We start from the raw sequence: 18,318 nt of genomic DNA on the forward strand, positions 1-18,318 counted from the left end.
CGAAGCCATGAAAATCAATTCAGCAATAACAAATCCAAAACCTTATTTAATTATTTTTACTTTTGTTCCTCAAACCCGAATATGAAAGCAAAAAATCTAAGGCTTTTCAATAAGCCCTTTTCAATATTAATTGGTGTCGTTATTCTTTTATTGACTCCCCAGATTTCATCTGCCCAATATACGTATATAGGGGCGGCCACTGGTTTTAAGAACAATATAATTGGTTCCTCATCAGATTTTGGGACTTTTGATGAAAGGATGATTAATTTAGGTCTTTTCATGAATGTAAAAGCCATTCACAGGCCATTGCGCTTTTTGGGTGTAGGAGCTGAGGTATCTTTCCCGCTGGTTCAAGGAACCATGAACAATACTTATGATTATCAATATTATGGAGCAAGCAAGCCAAAAGGCTTTAAATATTCAGCCAAGCAGGCATTTGGACTTACTGCAATTGCCAGTCTTTTTGCTGATACCGAAGCCAATTTCCATGTGGATTTTCGCTTTTCATATGTTTCATTCAAAGAGGAGTTTGAGTTTTTAAGCAATTACAACATCGTTTCCTATGAGGAAAAAATCAATTTGCCGGCTGCGGGATTTGCGCTGGGCTTTATGCCCCACTTAACAGACCATCTTTTTTTCGATATCAATTTTGGATTTGATCTTTTGCTTATAGGCTCAGACCCCGGTTTTTCCTATACCGTGGATTACCAGCGGGTTCCGTTTGATCAGGATTATGTAATTCTCGAATCGCAGCTAACAGACTTAAAAACTTCTATTTTTATAAATATTGGCCTGGGCTATTATTTTTAAAAGCAATCGCTTAATTCATTTGACAAACAATAACTGAAAAGAAATAGAAATTGACAATTTTGAAAAAAACCAAAACTATTTCAAGCAAAATGTAATGTGATTATTTTATAATTTTGCTTCACAAATTTTAAGCTTGCTAACAAAAAAGAAAAACATATCATCCTTACTTTTCAATAAGTCCATCTCCATATTATTTGGAATCGCTTTTCTTTTATTGATGCCTAAGGTTTCATTTGCACAGTTTACTTATGTAGAGGGTGGATTTGGAATAAATAATGCCACCATTGGCTCTGCAACAATTTCTGAAGATCGCACATCTGTATTCGCCTTTAATATAAATGCACAGGCAGTTTTCAGACCAATAAGAAATCTTGGAGTAGGGATTGGATTTGGCTATCCAATTTATCAGCGAAGTAAATTTGGTTTCTCAAATGCGCCAACTACAGGAATCAGTAGTTTTTATGATGGTTTTAGGTATTCTGAATATTTTGAAGAGGAAAATCGTTATGTCCCGCAAGAATTTGATTATACATTTAAGCAAGGGATAAAAGCCTCAATTTTTGCCAGGGTTTTTTTTGAAACCTATGTTAATGTATATGCCGATGTAAGGCTTTCGTATTCTCCGGTTAAAGAAAAATTTGTATTTAAAAGAGAGTATGCACCTCCTATTTATTTTCCAGAGGATGATATAGCACAATTTAGTGGAGGGGTTGAATATGGTGAAGTTCCTGCCAGAGACATTGATTATAATAAAACACATCATTTATTAATACCGGGATTTAGCACAGGGATTATGCCTCATGTTACCGATCATTTATTTTTGGATATAAATATTGGATTTGATCTTTGGATTTTTGGGCAGGATAAGAGCTTTGAATACCAAATTCCATTTCAGTGGAGTACTGATTACAGTTCTGACCCCATAAATGGTAATCATGAGTATGTTACCCTTTCTTCACAAGCAAGAGGTGTAAGACCTTCATTTGTCTTAAACGTAGGCATTGGCTATTACTTTTAAAAATTATTTCAATGAATAAATTATTTTTCTGCGCACTTCTATTTCTTAGTTATGAATTTGCATCTGCACAATTCCACTACGACCTTACTTCTATCCCCGATTCCGCAAAGGTCACGTTAAATGGCGAAACTGAGTGTTACACACCATGCCGGGTAAAGTTCTATTGGAGAAAAGCTGAAAACGGAAAGTTGATTGTTGCCGTGCAAGCTCCCGGATTTGAACCTTGGGCAGATACGCTCAGGAAAAAACCATCAAAATTTAATTTTAAACATGATGCCGAACTCAAGAGAAAACTGCCCGTTTTTGATGACCTGGATTCCATAACGGCCCTGGTTGCTTTCGACAAATTGTTGGCGGATTTTAAGGACGGTACAACTGTTGGCAAGTACAAAAAATCAAAAGATGAAACGGAAACTATCAAATGGGAGGGCAATATTAAAATAGGGGAATCAGGCTTTGAAGAGACCTTTTACGAAATTGTAACCAATGCCGGATTTACTACACCGCTTTCTGAATTTACTTCCCTTTTTTCCGATGATTCAGATAAGCGCAAACCCTTACCAAGATTTATAGTGGGCGCAAACCTGGCAGGATATGATGTGTATTTTGAAAACACCAAGAAAGAATCATATGGTGCCGGAAAAAAAATCGGGATTACCAAAATGACAATAGAATGGCAAGTATTGGATAAAAAAAGTGGTGATGTGGTTTTGAAAAAACAGACCGAGGGCAAAATCAGGTACAGAACTGGTCGATATTACAGCACGCCAAATAATTTAATGGCCTTTGAGGATGCTTTGATTGATTTCCTGAATGAAGGAAGCTTTCGTGACTTGCTAAAAAATGCAGACAGCAGCCCAATAGTTAATTCAGTTAGTGTAAAAAGCGGTGAAGAAGTAAATATTGAAAAGAAGGAATTACCTGAATTTGCCACTTCTGGTGAAATGATCAACTATGCCAGTAAATCTTGCGTAACGATTATTACGGATGGTGGTCATGGCAGCGGGGTAATCGTTGGAAAAGATGGCTATGTACTGAGCGCTTATCACGTGGTGGATGGCGTAAACAAAATACAGGTGCAATTTTCAGAAGGTCTGCAATTGAATGCCGAGGTCTTGGCCTATGACCAGGAGCATGATATTGTATTGTTGAAAATAGTGGGGTCTGGTTTTCAGGCCTTACCACTTGGTGTAGATCGGGAGTTTGCACTGGGCGAAGATGTAGTGACTATCGGTACACCCGCAAATGTTGATTTGGGACAGAGTGTTGCCAAAGGTATCCTGAGTGGAAAAAGGCTGGTCGAGGAAAATGTTTACTACCAGATAGATATCTCTGTAAGTCCTGGTAATAGCGGTGGGCCTTTGCTCAACAAAAAAGGAGAAGTGATTGGCATCGTTCAGCGCAAAATTATCAGCGAAGGTGTGGAAGGCATCGGCTTTGCCGTACCTGTTAAAACTGCTGTAGAAATATTGAATATTCAGGTGGATAAATAGTGGGTTTTTCCTTTTGACTATTAATAATCAATAGTCAAAACTTTTACAAGTTACTTGATTATTGTCGCTGTTTTATGAATCGAGTACAACCGGGATTGCTTTAGATTCCCAAGACTTCCAAAGTCTCAAAGACTTGGGAAGTCTTACCTAGATTGAAGGCAATAGGGTAAAAAAATACCCGCGCAACTTTAATTACGCAGGTATTATTTCTTAGAAAAAACATCTATTCAATCGTAGCACTCAATCCTCTATCGGTCAATCCATCTTTAAGGGGCTTGAGTTCCTCCAGTTCGCCTTCCTTTACGCTGGCTTTTCCTTTATAGTGGATCAATAGGCTGCACTGTTCTGCTTGTAAGGGATTGTGGTTGCATATTTCCACCAGGGATTGAATTACCCAATCAAAAGTATTGACCTCGTCATTGTGCACCACAAGGTGCTTTTGATCTACGAGTTTTTCAATGGTGTCGGTTAATTCATCCGTAAGTACATCCGTTTCGTGAAAAACAGCCATGATTATTTATTTTTTAATTGATGATTGCAGGTTTTTAAATTTCATTTGCTTGAAAAAACCCACTTGTTATTGCATACAGCAAAAGGTACAAAAAAAGTTTCGCTTAAGCATCTGCATTTATCAAATTTAAGAAATCGGCCTCAGAAATAATTTCCACCGTGCCCAATTGTTCGGCCTTGGTTTTTTTGGAGCCCGCATTTTCGCCCACTACCAAGTAATCGAGTTTTTTACTTACCGAACTGATGGTTTTTCCTCCGTTTTTTTCCACCAGCTCTTTTGCTTCATCACGCGTAAATTTGCTCAGCGATCCGGTAAACAAAAAACTTTTACCCTCCAGCACATCCGATTTGGCTTCGTCTTGTTCCGTATTTTCAATAGAAACCCCGGCAGCAGCCAATTGTTTGATCAATTGGATGTTGGCCTCATTGTGGAAGAAATCGTAAATGCTTTCGGCAACTATGGGTCCAACATCCTGCAATTCGGATAAAGTCTCAATTTCAAATTCTTGCAATTCCAATATCGACTTGACCTGCTTGGCCAGCGTTTTTGCAGTCGCAGAGCCTACGTGCCGGATTCCCAGCGCAACGATCAATCGCCAGGTGGGATTTTGCTTGGAATTTTCTATGCCATTTTTCAGGTTTTCAACTGATTTTTCCTTCCAGCCTTCCAGTGCCAAAATATGATCGTAATCCAAATTGTAAATATCGTGAATGGCTGAAATCAGTCCCTCGCGAATAAATCGCTTGACAATATCCTTGCCCAGCCCATCAATGTCCATGGCTGCTTTTGAAACGAAATGGATGAGTTTTTCCTCGGTCTGAGCCGGACATTCTGCATTCACACAGCGCCAGGCAGCTTCTCCTTCCAGGCGAACCGGTTTGCTGCCGCAAGAAGGGCATTGCTCGGGAAATTGAACCAATTCCCTTTCTTCTTTTCTTTCGGATTCTACCACGCCCACCACATAGGGAATCACATCTCCAGCTCTTTCCACCAGGAGCAGATCGCTCATGCGAATGTCTTTTTCCTTTATAAAATCTTCATTGTGCAGGGAAATGGAGGAAATGGTAACGCCTGCTAATCGCACCGGCTCTATTTTGGCTACGGGAGTAATCGCTCCAGTTCTGCCCACCTGGAATTCTACATTTACCAATCGGCTTTTGGCTTGCTTGGCCTTGAATTTATAGGCAATGGCCCAGCGCGGGTGATGTGCCGTACTGCCTATTTCATCCTGTATTTGCAGGTCGTTGACTTTCACCACCATGCCATCTATTTCATAGGTATAAGCGTCTCTTTTTTCTTCCCAATCCTTGCAAAAATCTATGGCACTTTTGATATTGCCCAGGGTTTTTTCAATTCCGGGTGTTTTAAAACCAAGATCATAGAGCATTTGAATGTTTGCATCGTGTTCCCTGAGTTGATTGCCCAAAAGATTGTTCCCATCTTTATTTACTGCATAGCCCACTTGATACACAAAGGCTTCCATGCCCCTTTTGGCCACTTCCGAGGGGTCTTTCATGCGCAGTCCTCCGGCAGCGGTATTTCTTGAATTCTGAAAAGTGGACAAACCTTCTGCTTCTCGCTTTTCATTGATTTTTTCAAAAACATCATGGGCAATGACTACTTCCCCACGCAATTCGGCTTTGTAAATCCCGTATTTAGAAAATTCTGCCCTCAGCGGCACGGATTTTATTACGCGCGCATTATTGGTAATTTCCTCACCCATCACACCATTGCCACGGGTTGCGGCCCTTACCAGTTTGTCATTTTCATAAAGTAGGGCAATGCCCGATCCGTCAAACTTTGGCTCTGCCACATATTGGATGTTTTCTTTTCCGCTCAAACTGCGCACCCTGCGATCGAATTCGAGCAGGTCTTCTTCATTGTAGGAATTGTCCAGCGAAAGCATGGGTACGGAATGGGCAACGGTTTCAAAGCTATCGGTCAAGCCTTGCGCTACCCTTTGTGTAGGTGAATCATTGCTCAATAATTCGGGATGTTCTGCTTCTAATTTTTGAAGTTTCTTGAACAATTGATCATACTCGAAATCACTTATCTTGGGATCTGCCAAAACATAATAACGCCAGTCGTGGTAGCGTAAAATAGCGCTGAGTTCATTTATCGCTTTTTCAGGATTGTTGACTGTTTCAGCTTCCGATTTCCACTTTTCCGTAAGTTGAAGCAATTCTTTCTGGGCTTTTTCTGAATACACTTATTTTAATTAGGAGTTATAAATTAGGAGTTATGAGTGCATTCTTCACTTATAACCCACCACTCAATTAAACCATCAACTGATCAATGGCTGCAGCCATTTGCCGATCTTTTTCCGTGACTTTGTTTCCTTCATCATGTGTGGTCAATATGATTTCCACTTTATTGTAGGTATTGCTCCATGTAGGATGATGCTGATGTTGCTCAGCTAATATGGCCACACGAGTCATAAAAGCAAATGCTTCCGAGAAATCGTCAAATTCAAAAAGTCTTTTCAGTTTGCTGTTTTCTTCTTTCCAGTTCATGTTGTGTTTTTTAGTTGAAACTATAATATGACAAACCTTGATTGTTAATCAAAACCCAGCGGATTAATTTAAGTTAATTTCAGTCCTCGATGATTTAAACTGTATATTAGCATTAGCAGTCCCGGTAATTCCTCTCCCAGACATTTAGTGCTGGTGATGAATCCGGGTTTTTTATTTCCAGCCATTAAATTAGGAAATAAAATATAGAAAAAAGGATTGGGAAATTAGAATGCAAAAATTAAAACACCATATTTTCATTCTACATTCTAAAATTCTAACTTCTATTTTCCTGCATCTAATTACTATTTAAAACTCCAATCAAACTGATCCAAATCTTCCAGGCAGTGTTGTAGCAATTCTATGCTTTGGTGAATATCGCCCTTGTGTGCCATTTCTATTACTTGGTGAATGTGGCGCGTTGGGATGGAAATAGCTCCTGCAATAGCACCATTCGTAGCCATGCGCTGAATACCCGCTGTGTCGGTGCCGCCACCGGTTAGCAGTTCAGTTTGCCATTTTAACTTATGCTTAGTAGCAGTTTCTTTCATGAATTTCACCATGCGGTAATCTGCAATAGAGGAAGTGTCCATTAGTTTAATGGCTGTTCCGTCACCGAGCTTTGTCACCATTTCCTCGGGTTTGGCACCGGGCAGATCGTAAGCAATGGTAGTGTCCAGCCCAAAACCAAAATGCGGATCTATTGCGTGTGTGGCTACCATTGCACCACGGATTCCCACTTCTTCCTGAACGGTAAATACACCATAAACATCATAAGGCGTTTCTGCCAGTTTCCTTAGGGTTTCGATGAGTATAAACACAGATACACGATTGTCAATGGATTTGCAATTGACACAATCTCCCATTTCAATCAATTCCCTTTCGCGGGTAACCACATTGCCTTTCTCAATATATTTATCCACCTCTTCTTTGGGCATACCCATATCTATATAGAAATCGTCAATTTTTGGTGGTTTGTTGCGCTCTTCCTGAGTCATTACGTGAATGGGTTTGGAGCCCATTACACCAATCAGGTCTTTTTTGCCATGCACGATTACGCGCTGAGCTGTGAGTGTTTTGGGGTCAAATCCGCCCAAGGGGAAAAAACGCAGGAAGCCGTTTTCGTCCACATGTTTGACCATAAAGCCAATTTCATCCATGTGGGCAGCTACCATTACCCGCTTGTCTTCACGGCCCTTTTTCAATACAATGACATTGCCCATATTGTCTATGCGCAATTCATCTACCAGTGATTCAATTTCACGGATGACTATTTCCCTGATTCTTTGTTCATGCCCCGGAGCACCGGCTGCTTCACAAATTTCTTTCAATAGAGGAGTGTTTATATCTGTCATGTTTATTCTACTTTGGTTACTTTAAGCATATTGGTTTTGCCTTGTTTGTGCATGGGCATTGATGCCGTATTGACCAGCACATCTCCGGTTTTCAACATTTTGATTTTTTTAAGAAATTCTACGACATCAAATATTGTCTCGTCAGTGCTTACAAACCTGTCGTAATAAAATCCTTTGACACCCCATACCAGGCTTAAAATATTGAGCAGCGCACGATTATCCGTAAAGATAAAAATATTACTATTGGGGCGGAAGCTGGAAACCATAAAAGCAGTGTATCCGGAACGCGTCATACCAACAATAGCCTGGGCACCAATTTCCGCAGCAATTCTACTGGCATTATAGCATATTGCATCGGAAAGGTAACTTTTAGAAGTGAGCTGTGGCACCAGGTTTTTATTGTAAATTTCTGCATTGGCTTCAATATAATCTGTGATTTTTTTCAGGGTTTGAATGGCTTTTACAGGATGCTTGCCCACAGAAGTTTCCCCACTCAACATTAATGCGTCTGCACCGTCCATAATATCATTGGCCACATCATTGGTTTCTGCTCTTGTTGGTGTTGGCATTTCAATCATAGAATCCAATATCTGTGTAGCTACAATTACCGGTTTTGCTTTGTCAATACACTTTTTTATAATTTGCTTTTGAAAAAGGGGCATTTTCTCCAACGGAACCTCAATTCCCAAATCACCACGCGCTATCATAATTGCATCGGCCTCTACAATTATATCATCAATATTGGCTACACCTTCTGGCTTTTCAATTTTAGCAATGACTTTAAATTCATTTGTATCTGGTATCATTGATTTGAGCTCACGAATATCTTTTGCTTTTCTCACAAAAGAAAGGGCTATCCAATTGGCCTCTTGCTCTATTGCAAATTTTAAATCTGCTTTGTCTTTATCGGTTATGGATGCAACACTCAGGTCGCTATCAGGTAAATTTACACCTTTGCGAGAAAAGAGTTCACCTCCATACAATACCTTGGCTTCAATGCTGTTTTTATCAATTTTTTCACCGGCAAGCAATTCCAGCTTTCCATCGTCAATCAAAATTCTTTCTCCTGCCCTAATATCTCTTGCCAGGAAATCATAGCTGACATAAACTTTCTCTGCATTTGATTTTTGCGGGCTACATGTGAGTATGATTTTTGAACCACTTATTAAATGTACTCCCCCATTTTCCACCTCTCCAATTCTGATCTTCGGACCCTGTAGATCAGCCAGAATCCCAATATTGTATTTCAGGTTCTCATTGATTTTTTTTACGTAATTGAAAAATTTCAAATGCCCGCTGTGATCTCCATGTGAAAAATTAAATCGAAAAACATTTACCCCTGCTTCTACCAGTTCCAGCATTTTTTCATAGCTGTCAGTAGCCGGACCGCAGGTAGCAATTATTTTTGTTCTGTGAAGATGGTTTTTAGAGATCATTCAATTAAAAGGTTTTCCTGGTTTTTTAGTTTATGTGGGTCAATTTCAAGTGCAAAGTTAATGGATTGTATTTCTTTCAGCTTTGAAAGAATTTCCCCAGCATCAATTTGTTCATTGTGGTCTTCAATTTTCAAAAGATAATCTATTGTATTAAGCTCTGGGAGCAAAGATTGTTTTCCGTCCTTATTTACAAACATGCAGAAACTCACCATGCTCGTTTCATTATAGAAATAAAAATAAGGGTGTTCTGACCTCGAAGCTTTTTTGGTATTATCGAGCTGAATACTTCCTTTTAACTTAAAGTCAATATCGAGCAATTGATTGATTTTCCATGCTAAAGCTATCGCTTTAAGGTTACCAACCAGCCCAAAAAGCGTAAAATCCGGCACTTCTAACTCTAAACCTAAGGACAGTTGGTGTTTTTTTTGAGGCATATTTTTGGCTGTAGCTTGCTAAGGTGCTGAATTTACGAGTAAATTAAATCTTGTGCAAACCCAGCTCCATTCATTTTTTTTGTTTGGAAAAATATAAATGGCTTATTTTGCATCGACTTTATACCGATTTAAAAAAAACATAAGCATGTCAGATATAGCATCAAGAGTTCAAAAGATCATCGTTGATAAATTAGGCGTTGATGAGAACGAAGTTACTCCCGAAGCAAGTTTCACTAATGATTTAGGCGCTGATTCACTTGACACCGTTGAGTTGATCATGGAATTTGAAAAGGAGTTTAATCTTTCTATTCCTGATGAGCAGGCTGAGACCATTACAACTGTAGGACAGGCTGTAGCTTATTTGGAAGAAAATGTAAAATAATTCTTTGAGCAATATGCCTTTAAAAAGAGTTGTTGTCACCGGTTTGGGTGCAATTACTCCTGTGGGTAATACTGTACCGGATTTCTGGAAAGCACTGTGCTCTGGAAAGAGTGGGGCTGCCCCAATCAGTCTGTTTGATGCTTCAAAATTCAAAACACATTTTGCCTGCGAAGTAAAAGGATTCGATCCGCTAGACTATCTCGATCGCAAGGAAGCCAGAAAAATGGATCGCTTTACGCAATTCGCAATGGTTACCGCAGCAGAAGCAGTAAAAGATGCTGAACTGGCAGAGGATGATTCTGTTGACAAAAACAGGATTGGCGTAATTTGGGGCTCGGGAATCGGAGGCATTACTACTTTCGACAGCGAGTTGATCAATTATGTTCAGCAAGATTTTACCCCGCGCTTCAACCCTTTCTTTATTCCTAAAATGATCGTGGACATTGCGCCCGGTCATATTTCCATTCAATATGGATTTAAAGGCATGAATTACGCCACCGTATCCGCCTGTGCATCATCGGCCAATGCCATTATTGATGCATACAATTATATTCGGCTTGGAAAAGTAGATGCAGTGGTTACCGGTGGTTCAGAGGCAGCAGTAACGCATTCCGGAATTGGTGGCTTTAATGCCATGAAAGCACTCTCAACCAGAAATGACGATCCTAAAACAGCCTCCCGCCCATTTGATAAAGACCGCGAAGGTTTTGTGCTGGGAGAAGGCTCAGCAGCAATTGTTTTGGAAGAATATGAATCTGCAAAGCGCAGAGGGGCAAAAATTTATGCTGAACTCATAGGTGCCGGACTTACAGCAGATGCACATCACATTACAGCTCCACATCCAGAAGGAGAAGGTGCTGCAAGAGTAATGCGCGATGCGCTTGATGACGCGCAGATAAATGCCGGTGAAGTAGATTATATCAATGTACATGGTACTTCTACTCCTTTAGGAGATTTGAGCGAGACAAAGGCCATAAAGGCAGTTTTTGGCGAACATGCCTATAAACTCAATATCAGTTCTACAAAATCCATGACAGGACATTTACTGGGGGCTGCCGGAGCAGTAGAAGCATTGGCAAGTGTGCTTTCCATCAAAAACAAAACGGTTCCACCCACCATCAATCACTTTACGGATGATCCGGAAATTGACACTAAACTGAACCTCACCTTTAACAAAGCCCAGGAACGCAAAGTAAAAGTAGCATTGAGCAATACTTTTGGCTTTGGCGGGCATAATGCTTCGGTGATTTTTAAGGCACTTGAAGGGTAGGTTTTTATCCAAGTTTCCAATCCCTTTTAGAATTCTCTATTTTGCAAGTTTATATCCATAAATTTCAAAAGCATGATTTTACTGAAATCCATTCCACTTTTCATTCTTGCCGGTTTTTGTGAAATTGGTGGTGGTTATCTTATCTGGCTTTGGCTCAGAGAAGATAAACCAATATGGTACGGTCTATTAGGTGGTTTTATTTTAGCATTGTACGGAGTTGTTGCAAGTTTTCAACCGCAAGATTTTGGCAGAGTGTATGCCACTTATGGAGGCGTGTTTATTGTTATGTCGCTTTTATGGTCAATGAAGTTCGATGGTTTTAATCCTGATAAGTACGATATTGTAGGCGCATTGATAGCACTATTCGGGGTTTGTATAATCTATTACGCACCAAGAGGTTAAATACAATTAAAATGCCTGAGTCTATTGTAAGCCTATTTAATGAATTAAACTATTGGCTGATTGTCCTATTATTTCTGGCAGGAATACTTGCCTTTGTGTTATCTACAATTTCAGGTGGAGGTGGGGCATTGGTGCTGATCCCAATACTCAATCGCGCAATAGGTGTAGAAAACACTGCCCCGGTGCTCAACCTGGGAACATTTATTGGCCGACCGGCAAGGCTCTTTATTTTTTGGAATGACATCAACTGGAGAGTTTGTATGTACTATGCACCATCGGCCATTATTGGCGCCTATATCGGTGCCTTTGTATTCAGCAGTTTTAAACTGGAATTCCTTCAGATTTTCATTGGAATATTTCTGATCAGCACCATATTCCAATATCGCTTTGGCAAAAAGTCCAGGACTTTCACTATGCACTTGTGGTACTTTATTCCACTGGGGTTGATTGTCTCCATTTTAGGAACAATTACAGGAGCTTTGGGGCCAATTCTCAATCCCTTTTATTTAAACCTGGGTTTAGATAAAGAAAAATTAATTGCTACAAAAACCGCCAATTCTTTCCTGATGGGAATAGCGCAAATCGGCAGTTATTCTTTTTTTGGATTGCTGAGTGAAAGCAATTGGATCTATGGTATTTCCCTGGGGCTTGGAGCTACTGCCGGAAATATCATCGGCAAAAAATTTCTTTCCAATATTTCAAGCATTACTTTTAGAAGACTACTTATTGCTTTTATGGTAATCAGTGGCACGATACTTATTTACAATCAAATTTTTAAATAAAACATGAATTTTCTACATAAAATATTACAAACCAAAAACGAAGCAGCAACTACTATCATCAGGCTAATGGTAGGAGCGGTTTTTTTATCCGAAGGCATTCAGAAATTTCTTTTTCCAGCCCTTCGCGGTGCAGGCAGGTTCGAAAAAATCGGATTGCCAAACCCTGAATTTCTCGGCAGTTTTGTTGGCACATTTGAAATAGCTTGTGGAAGTCTGCTTTTGATTGGGCTCTTTACAAGACTATCAAGTATACCAACTCTTGTAATTATGCTGGTAGCTATAGCCACTACAAAATCACAGGTGCTGGCAGATGAAGGTTTTTGGAGTATGCTGCACGGCAGCAGAACAGACTGGTCCATGTTATTGGGCAGCATTTTCTTAATTATTAAAGGTGGCGGAAAATGGTCATTGGACAGGGTTTTGAGTGCATTTAGTAATTAAAATGATATTAAACCACAATCCAGAAAGAGATTTTACTCTTTGCCTTTTTGCTCCATTTCCTCTACTGCTTCTCCGCCTTTGAGTTTTCGGGTAAGGGTTTGGTAAGGGCCGGTAATGATTTTCATGCCGGTTTCCAGTCCTGATTTTATATGAATATTGCGGTTGTCCTGAATGCCGGTTTTAACTTCTACAACCTTGCTTTTTCCGTTTTCCACTACATACACAATCTCACTGATTCTTCCGTCTTCTTCCTCCTGAATGGTGACGGATTGAATAGGGACAGCCATAGCATCTGCTATTTTATTGGTTTCAATATTCACTGTTGCCGACATGCCCGGTTTAAAGGGAAAGGGCTTTCCCGGCTGCATCAAATCAGAATAGGAGTTTTTCAGCAATTTTACTTTTACCTCGAAATTGGTCACCTGCTCATTGCTCATTGCCTGGTCTGTTTTGGCAGAACTAGCAATGTGGCTGACTACTCCTTTAAATTTCCTATCAATATATGCATCCAAGTCAATGCGTGCAGTATCCCCTTTCGTTACCCGTAAAATATCGTTTTCTGTGACATCCACGCGCACTTCAAGATTTGAAAAATCCGCTATGCGCAACATCTCCGTTCCTGCCATTTGAGTGGTCCCTACTACACGTTCACCCTTTTCAACTGCAAGCATGGATATAATCCCATCCATAGGTGCAAAAATACTGGTACGGGTAAGGTTGTCTCGGGCTTCTTTTAAAGTAGCTTCAGCACTTTTGATATTGTAGCGGGCAGCTTCCAGGCTTTGCTCGGCAGCAGTCATTTCGCCCTGTGCATTTCTCCAGGAGAGTTCTGCTTTTTGAAATTCAGATTCAGAAATCACCTTTTCCTCAAAGAGTTTTTTATTCCTTTCATATTCTGCCTTGCTGTTTTCAAGTGCTGCCTCGGCCTGTGCCAGCCGAGCTTTGCTATTGGCCATATTGGCTTTGCTCTGGTTCAATGCCGCTTCTGTTCTGTTGACAGCCGCCTGGTATATATCAGGATTGATCTGCAAAAGCAAATCGCCTTCTTGAACCGAATCACCTTCTTCATAATTCAGCAAAATGATCTCACCTGAAACATCCGGGCTGATTTTCACTTCCTTTTCAGGATATACTTTTCCGCTTGCGGTCACTGTTTCTACAATAGTGGTTTTAGTCACTTCTCCAAATGTAACCTGTTCGGCAGCAGCCTGGCCAATCCAGCCATATTGCTTGCCAACATAGGCTACCACAAGTAAAACTATTACCAGCAATATTCCTCCGTAAATTATTTTTTTTCTATTCATCTAAACTGATCGGTTTTCCGAGATAAAAATCAAGGACTTTGGTTTTTAAAATATAATCGTATTTCGCGCTTGTAAGATTGACAGCAGCATTGGCATAATTGGTTTTGGCAGTAGTGTATTCCAATAAATTAGCCGCACCAATATTAAACCTTTTTTCTACATATTCAAAAGAGCGCTGTGTGGCATCTAATGCTCTTTGCCTTGCCTTATAGGTTTGAAATGCCAGACGGGCATCGTTGTGCGCAACATAGACATCGTTTTTCAGTTGATTGCGTGTGCTTGCATTTTCCAGTTTTTGCTGTTCCAGTTGCAGTTGAGCATTTTTAACATTGTAGCGTGTTTGCAATCCGTTCAATATTGGCACCGACATTGAAATGCCAACAGTTTGATTGAAATTATTATCGTACTGTGTATAAAATGGAGCGTCTTCTAAAATCGGAATTTCTGCATTCTGAAAAGAGCGCACAGTCTCATTGCTGCCGGCCACATATCCAATCGGTGGGTTATTAATCACTTCAGTACCACTTTGTTGTTTTCCCAGGCTGGAATGATTGGTTCTTAAATTGGCAATTAACCTGATGCTGGGATAGTATAATCCTTTAGCGGCTTTTACTGCTCTTTCTGCACTCATTTCTGCATAGGTATTGCTTTCAATTATGGGCTGATTGCCCAGTGCAATCTGGTAAACTTCCTCAGGATCATTTGAAACAATATAATTTAGATCACTGACTTCAATATCGGGGGAGTAAATGTCAAATTCTTCACTGAGATCGATCTGAAGCAATTGTTGCAGGGAGAGCAGGCTGATGATCAACGAATTCTGTGCCTGTATCATATTGACAGTATCATTGGTCATTTGTGCCTCTACTTCCAATAAATTTCCCTCTGGAACTGCCCCGTTTTCATACATCTTAGTGGTTTGGCGATATTGCTCTAAACTAATATCAAGCTGATGTTCCAGGGTTTTTAAATTTTCACGAGCCAGTAAAATTTGCAGATAAGCCGAAGTCACCTGAAGTGCAATATTGTTCTGTACATTTTTATTAAGCAGCCTATTGGCTTTTAAATTCAATTGATTTTGCTTGATGCGGTTGATCTTATTTCCTCCGGTGAAAATATCCAGGCCACTGCTCATTGAAAGGTTCGAGTTTTTGATCTGCTGTGTTTCAAAATCGTAGGTAGTGGGATCCAGTGAACGGCCATAATTTAAATTGTAGCCTGCATCAGCATTGATACCGGGAAGTAGATTTGCTTTGGCACTTTTTAAATTGATTTCAGACATTTCTACATTCAGGTCACTTTGCTGTATTTCAATATTATTTTCCAGCGCATGAACTATACAGCGATCGAGTGTCCAGGTATTTTGTGCAGACAATATTGTTGTAATAAAGTATAATACTGAAAATAGGAATAGGCTGCGCATATCAAAATTTTTCTCAAAATTAAGGGAAAAATACAGGCAATTGTTTTTACAAAGAAAAATAAAGGGGATGTTTGTCAATTAATAAACCAGATAAGTATATAAAATGACTGATAAAGATGTCTTTTGGATGGAAAAAGCAATGGAGCAGGCGCAAATTGCTTATGAAAAGGAAGAAATTCCTGTAGGATGCATAATTACTTATGGCGATAGTATTATTGCCAAGGCGCACAATCAAACCCAAATGCTGAGTGACCCAACTGCACATGCAGAAATGATTGCCATTACTGCTGCCTGTGATTATATCGGTGGAAAGTATTTGAAAGATTGCACCTTGTATGTTACCTTGGAACCCTGCCCGATGTGCGCTGCTGCCATTCATTGGAGCCAGCTCGGCAAACTTGTATATGCGGCTTCTGATCCAAAAATGGGGTTTAGCAATTACGAACCTTCACTGCTGCCCAATTGCAAAACAAGCGGAGGAATTATAGCTGACCCTGCTCAAAAGCTGCTTCAAAAGTTTTTTAAAGAGAGAAGAGAACAGTGAATGTTTTGATAAATTATCAGCCCTTTTTATTCCAATATCAATTTTTCCTATAAAAAGCGGGCATATCTTAAAGAAATTTAACCCGCGAACCAATTAAATATTTGTATATTTCAAGCAATTGTTTAACCAAAAAAATATAATAGTTATGGCTTTTAAATTACCGGATTTACCTTATGCATACGATGCATTAGAACCGCATTTCGATGCGCGCACAATGGAAATTCACCACACAAAACACCACAACGGATATGCTACTAAACTCAATGCAGCAGTAGAAGGGAGCGACCATGAAGGTACTTCTTTAGAAAAACTACTTGCTGAAGTTTCAAAACTTTCTACCGGTGTGAGAAACAATGGTGGAGGACATTACAACCACAGTTTGTTTTGGACAGTGCTTTCGCCCAATGGTGGCGGAAAACCAGGAGGTGCCCTGGGAAGTGCAATTGAAAGCACCTTTGGATCATTTGATGAATTCAAAGAAAAGTTTTCAAGTGCCGCAGCTACACGTTTTGGTTCAGGCTGGGCTTGGTTGATCGTGAAATCAGACGGCTCGCTGGCTGTTACATCTACACCCAATCAGGACAATCCCCTGATGGATCTGGCAGATGAAAAAGGCACCCCAATTTTGGGACTGGATGTTTGGGAACATGCGTATTACCTGAAGTACCAAAACAAACGCCCTGATTACATCTCAGCTTTTTGGAATATTGTTAACTGGGATGAAGTCAGTAAAAGATATGAGGCTGCTAAATAGAAATTAGCAATTGCAGCATTAAAAAAGCCCGATTGAATATTCAATCGGGCTTTTTATTAATATATAATCACGCTTAAAGATCCTTTTCTCGTGGTAGCGAAGAATAATTGATTTTCAAGGCATCAGCTTTTCTCAGCTTAAGTTTGATATCTGATACTATGCCCATTTTGGTTTCTTTATCTATGCGCAGGGCGAAAGTCATCGCAGGCTGCAATTTCTCATCTACCGACTGACGCTCGTTTTCCACATAATTGGGAATATCATCCAATGTAGCAAACTGATCGTTGAGCTGAATACGCGGAGCTGTTCCCAATTGTTCGGCATATTTACCAATGGGCGACCCCACGTAAATATAACTTACCAATGATTTTCGTTCCAGCTTTGTAAGCTCTGTTGCCTTGGGCAAAGCATTTTTAACTTTAATTTCTACTTCTCTCATCACAGTCACAACCATAAAGAAAAACAGGAGAATAAAGATAATATCGGGCAATGAGGCCGTTGATATTCCAGGGGTTTTTCTCCCTTCGTCTTTTTTAAACTTTGACATAATTAACCTCCTATTTCTTTAGGTTCTGCTTCAGAAATTTTCATTGGGTAAATGTCCTTTCGAATCATTTTTTGCTTCTCTAAATCCAAATCCTTGTACAATTTCCCAAAATTTCTCATACTGTACTCGTCTCTCAATTCCCTGTAGGCAGCTTTCAGTTCGTTTTGAACCTGAATATAGATATCATACGAAGTTCCCCTGTCATTCTGCAAAGAGACTATTGCCTTGTCAGGCGATTCTGCTAAATCAGGTCTGCTGGCAGGATTCTCTATAAATTCCTTGGTTGTTTCTTTGAGGTTCTTCACCTGCATTTCATCTCCATCTACCAAAAGCATATCCAATGAATTGAGCAATACAACGAGTGTGTTCCTGTCATTACTTTCAGCTTCAGGCGGCTCTTCTTCAGTCCAAGGGGGAAGTTTATGAAGAATCCCTTTATCCACATCAATAGTAGTTGTTACCAAAAAGAATATCAGCAACAAGAAAGCAATGTCAGCCATTGAACTGGCATTGATCTCATTGGACATCCTGCTTTTACCTCTTGCCATAATCAGCGCTTATTTAAAAATACTTGATACTTCTGAATAAATTACTGCAACTATAGCAATCACCACAAGTACATAAAAGGAGTTTAAACCGGCACTTACTCTTTTGATACCACTTTCTGTCATATCAAATTTTTCTATCCCCTTGAAATAAAATTCACCGGAAGAGAACGCATATGTAAGTCCCAAAACGAGAAGCAGCACACCAACGCCTAAGAGAGACTTTTTGGCATCTCCTATATTTCGCGCTACATAAACCAAGGGAAATATAAAAGAAGCAAGTGCTGCAATTCCGATTAGGGCATAAGCTAAATATAATCCTGCATCAACCATTTTAAATTGTTTTCTGTGAGAAAA

21 protein-coding genes are annotated in these 18,318 nt (G+C 39.8%); 10 read left to right on the plus strand and 11 right to left on the minus strand.

Going from position 1 to position 18,318, the window contains the following annotated elements:
- Positions 1-81: 81 nt before the first annotated feature.
- The 3 genes from WD048_06355 (at position 82) to WD048_06365 (ending at position 3,321) form a co-directional block, all read left to right on the plus strand.
- Positions 82-810 carry a hypothetical protein gene (locus WD048_06355; protein ID MEX0811819.1) on the plus strand — a complete coding sequence of 243 codons (729 nt, stop codon included), beginning with the start codon at positions 82-84 and terminating at the stop codon, positions 808-810.
- 133 nt (positions 811-943) lie between these two features.
- Positions 944-1,828, plus strand: coding sequence for a hypothetical protein (locus WD048_06360; GenBank protein MEX0811820.1), 885 nt, complete (start codon positions 944-946; stop codon positions 1,826-1,828).
- An 11-nt stretch (positions 1,829-1,839) separates the two neighbouring features.
- Positions 1,840-3,321, plus strand: a complete 1,482-nt coding sequence (locus WD048_06365; protein ID MEX0811821.1) for a trypsin-like peptidase domain-containing protein — start codon at positions 1,840-1,842, stop codon at positions 3,319-3,321.
- 223 nt (positions 3,322-3,544) lie between these two features.
- Here the strand turns inward: WD048_06365 and WD048_06370 are convergent, their stop codons facing one another.
- The 6 genes from WD048_06370 to WD048_06395 all read right to left on the minus strand — a co-directional run bounded on the left by WD048_06370 (position 3,545) and on the right by WD048_06395 (position 9,567).
- Positions 3,545-3,832 (minus strand): ATP-dependent Clp protease adaptor ClpS, encoded by a 288-nt coding sequence (locus WD048_06370; GenBank protein MEX0811822.1) that lies wholly within the window; start codon positions 3,830-3,832, stop codon positions 3,545-3,547.
- A 103-nt stretch (positions 3,833-3,935) separates the two neighbouring features.
- Positions 3,936-6,041 (minus strand): NAD-dependent DNA ligase LigA, encoded by a 2,106-nt coding sequence (gene ligA / locus WD048_06375; GenBank protein MEX0811823.1) that lies wholly within the window; start codon positions 6,039-6,041, stop codon positions 3,936-3,938.
- Between the two features lie 67 nt (positions 6,042-6,108).
- Complete coding sequence (locus tag WD048_06380; GenBank protein ID MEX0811824.1) at positions 6,109-6,345, minus strand: 4a-hydroxytetrahydrobiopterin dehydratase; 237 nt, start codon at positions 6,343-6,345, stop codon at positions 6,109-6,111.
- A 302-nt stretch (positions 6,346-6,647) separates the two neighbouring features.
- Positions 6,648-7,697, minus strand: coding sequence for a M42 family metallopeptidase (locus WD048_06385; GenBank protein ID MEX0811825.1), 1,050 nt, complete (start codon positions 7,695-7,697; stop codon positions 6,648-6,650).
- Between the two features lie 2 nt (positions 7,698-7,699).
- Positions 7,700-9,133, minus strand: coding sequence for a pyruvate kinase (gene pyk, locus WD048_06390; protein ID MEX0811826.1), 1,434 nt, complete (start codon positions 9,131-9,133; stop codon positions 7,700-7,702).
- Complete coding sequence (locus WD048_06395) at positions 9,130-9,567, minus strand: IPExxxVDY family protein (protein MEX0811827.1); 438 nt, start codon at positions 9,565-9,567, stop codon at positions 9,130-9,132. Before WD048_06395 ends, pyk begins: the two co-directional genes overlap by 4 nt.
- A gap of 145 nt (positions 9,568-9,712) precedes the next feature.
- Between WD048_06395 and WD048_06400 the strand changes: the two genes are divergently transcribed.
- From WD048_06400 to WD048_06420, 5 genes are all read left to right on the plus strand, one after another.
- On the plus strand, positions 9,713-9,949 hold the full coding sequence (locus tag WD048_06400) for an acyl carrier protein (protein MEX0811828.1): 237 nt from the start codon (positions 9,713-9,715) through the stop codon (positions 9,947-9,949).
- A gap of 13 nt (positions 9,950-9,962) precedes the next feature.
- A complete protein-coding gene (fabF, locus tag WD048_06405; protein MEX0811829.1) occupies positions 9,963-11,219 on the plus strand; it encodes a beta-ketoacyl-ACP synthase II in 1,257 nt (418 codons plus the stop codon).
- Positions 11,220-11,291: 72 nt separating this feature from the next.
- Positions 11,292-11,621 (plus strand): YnfA family protein, encoded by a 330-nt coding sequence (locus WD048_06410; GenBank protein MEX0811830.1) that lies wholly within the window; start codon positions 11,292-11,294, stop codon positions 11,619-11,621.
- 11 nt (positions 11,622-11,632) lie between these two features.
- The gene (locus WD048_06415) at positions 11,633-12,403 is read left to right on the plus strand and encodes a sulfite exporter TauE/SafE family protein (GenBank protein ID MEX0811831.1); all 771 of its coding nucleotides are present in this window, start codon (positions 11,633-11,635) and stop codon (positions 12,401-12,403) included.
- Between the two features lie 3 nt (positions 12,404-12,406).
- Positions 12,407-12,844, plus strand: coding sequence for a DoxX family protein (locus WD048_06420; protein ID MEX0811832.1), 438 nt, complete (start codon positions 12,407-12,409; stop codon positions 12,842-12,844).
- Positions 12,845-12,876: 32 nt separating this feature from the next.
- Here the strand turns inward: WD048_06420 and WD048_06425 are convergent, their stop codons facing one another.
- Positions 12,877-14,148 (minus strand): efflux RND transporter periplasmic adaptor subunit, encoded by a 1,272-nt coding sequence (locus WD048_06425; GenBank protein MEX0811833.1) that lies wholly within the window; start codon positions 14,146-14,148, stop codon positions 12,877-12,879.
- Complete coding sequence (locus WD048_06430) at positions 14,141-15,571, minus strand: TolC family protein (protein MEX0811834.1); 1,431 nt, start codon at positions 15,569-15,571, stop codon at positions 14,141-14,143. The genes WD048_06425 and WD048_06430 overlap by 8 nt, the downstream gene beginning before the upstream one ends.
- 103 nt (positions 15,572-15,674) lie before the next feature.
- Between WD048_06430 and WD048_06435 the strand changes: the two genes are divergently transcribed.
- Both WD048_06435 and WD048_06440 read left to right on the plus strand, forming a co-directional pair.
- Positions 15,675-16,115 (plus strand): nucleoside deaminase, encoded by a 441-nt coding sequence (locus WD048_06435; protein MEX0811835.1) that lies wholly within the window; start codon positions 15,675-15,677, stop codon positions 16,113-16,115.
- 145 nt (positions 16,116-16,260) lie between these two features.
- Positions 16,261-16,869 (plus strand): superoxide dismutase, encoded by a 609-nt coding sequence (locus tag WD048_06440; GenBank protein ID MEX0811836.1) that lies wholly within the window; start codon positions 16,261-16,263, stop codon positions 16,867-16,869.
- A gap of 73 nt (positions 16,870-16,942) precedes the next feature.
- Here the strand turns inward: WD048_06440 and WD048_06445 are convergent, their stop codons facing one another.
- From WD048_06445 to WD048_06455, 3 genes are read right to left on the minus strand one after another with little or no spacing between them, the layout of a single operon-like run.
- Positions 16,943-17,416, minus strand: coding sequence for a biopolymer transporter ExbD (locus WD048_06445; protein MEX0811837.1), 474 nt, complete (start codon positions 17,414-17,416; stop codon positions 16,943-16,945).
- 2 nt (positions 17,417-17,418) lie between these two features.
- Positions 17,419-17,964: a biopolymer transporter ExbD gene (locus WD048_06450; protein MEX0811838.1), complete on the minus strand. Its 546-nt coding sequence runs from the start codon at positions 17,962-17,964 to the stop codon at positions 17,419-17,421.
- Between the two features lie 9 nt (positions 17,965-17,973).
- The gene (locus WD048_06455; GenBank protein MEX0811839.1) at positions 17,974-18,294 is read right to left on the minus strand and encodes a hypothetical protein; all 321 of its coding nucleotides are present in this window, start codon (positions 18,292-18,294) and stop codon (positions 17,974-17,976) included.
- Positions 18,295-18,318 lie beyond the last annotated feature (24 nt).

This window comes from Chitinophagales bacterium (genome assembly GCA_040877935.1).
Classification (GTDB): domain Bacteria; phylum Bacteroidota; class Bacteroidia; order Chitinophagales; family CAIOSU01; genus JBBDNB01.

Excerpts from the sequence above, each read along its gene's own strand:
- WD048_06370 (MEX0811822.1), bottom strand. The coding sequence starts at position 3,832 with ATGGCTGTTTTTCACGAAACGGATGTACTTACGGATGAATTAACCGAC.
- WD048_06440 (MEX0811836.1), top strand. The coding sequence starts at position 16,261 with ATGGCTTTTAAATTACCGGATTTACCTTATGCATACGATGCATTAGAA.
- WD048_06430 (MEX0811834.1), bottom strand. The coding sequence starts at position 15,571 with ATGCGCAGCCTATTCCTATTTTCAGTATTATACTTTATTACAACAATA.
- WD048_06455 (MEX0811839.1), bottom strand. The coding sequence starts at position 18,294 with ATGGTTGATGCAGGATTATATTTAGCTTATGCCCTAATCGGAATTGCA.
- WD048_06395 (MEX0811827.1), bottom strand. The coding sequence starts at position 9,567 with ATGCCTCAAAAAAAACACCAACTGTCCTTAGGTTTAGAGTTAGAAGTG.
- WD048_06445 (MEX0811837.1), bottom strand. The coding sequence starts at position 17,416 with ATGTCAAAGTTTAAAAAAGACGAAGGGAGAAAAACCCCTGGAATATCA.
- WD048_06380 (MEX0811824.1), bottom strand. The coding sequence starts at position 6,345 with ATGAACTGGAAAGAAGAAAACAGCAAACTGAAAAGACTTTTTGAATTT.
- pyk (MEX0811826.1), bottom strand. The coding sequence starts at position 9,133 with ATGATCTCTAAAAACCATCTTCACAGAACAAAAATAATTGCTACCTGC.
- WD048_06450 (MEX0811838.1), bottom strand. The coding sequence starts at position 17,964 with ATGGCAAGAGGTAAAAGCAGGATGTCCAATGAGATCAATGCCAGTTCA.
- WD048_06385 (MEX0811825.1), bottom strand. The coding sequence starts at position 7,697 with ATGACAGATATAAACACTCCTCTATTGAAAGAAATTTGTGAAGCAGCC.
- WD048_06435 (MEX0811835.1), top strand. The coding sequence starts at position 15,675 with ATGACTGATAAAGATGTCTTTTGGATGGAAAAAGCAATGGAGCAGGCG.
- WD048_06400 (MEX0811828.1), top strand. The coding sequence starts at position 9,713 with ATGTCAGATATAGCATCAAGAGTTCAAAAGATCATCGTTGATAAATTA.
- WD048_06365 (MEX0811821.1), top strand. The coding sequence starts at position 1,840 with ATGAATAAATTATTTTTCTGCGCACTTCTATTTCTTAGTTATGAATTT.
- WD048_06415 (MEX0811831.1), top strand. The coding sequence starts at position 11,633 with ATGCCTGAGTCTATTGTAAGCCTATTTAATGAATTAAACTATTGGCTG.
- WD048_06420 (MEX0811832.1), top strand. The coding sequence starts at position 12,407 with ATGAATTTTCTACATAAAATATTACAAACCAAAAACGAAGCAGCAACT.
- fabF (MEX0811829.1), top strand. The coding sequence starts at position 9,963 with ATGCCTTTAAAAAGAGTTGTTGTCACCGGTTTGGGTGCAATTACTCCT.
- WD048_06425 (MEX0811833.1), bottom strand. The coding sequence starts at position 14,148 with ATGAATAGAAAAAAAATAATTTACGGAGGAATATTGCTGGTAATAGTT.
- WD048_06410 (MEX0811830.1), top strand. The coding sequence starts at position 11,292 with ATGATTTTACTGAAATCCATTCCACTTTTCATTCTTGCCGGTTTTTGT.
- WD048_06355 (MEX0811819.1), top strand. The coding sequence starts at position 82 with ATGAAAGCAAAAAATCTAAGGCTTTTCAATAAGCCCTTTTCAATATTA.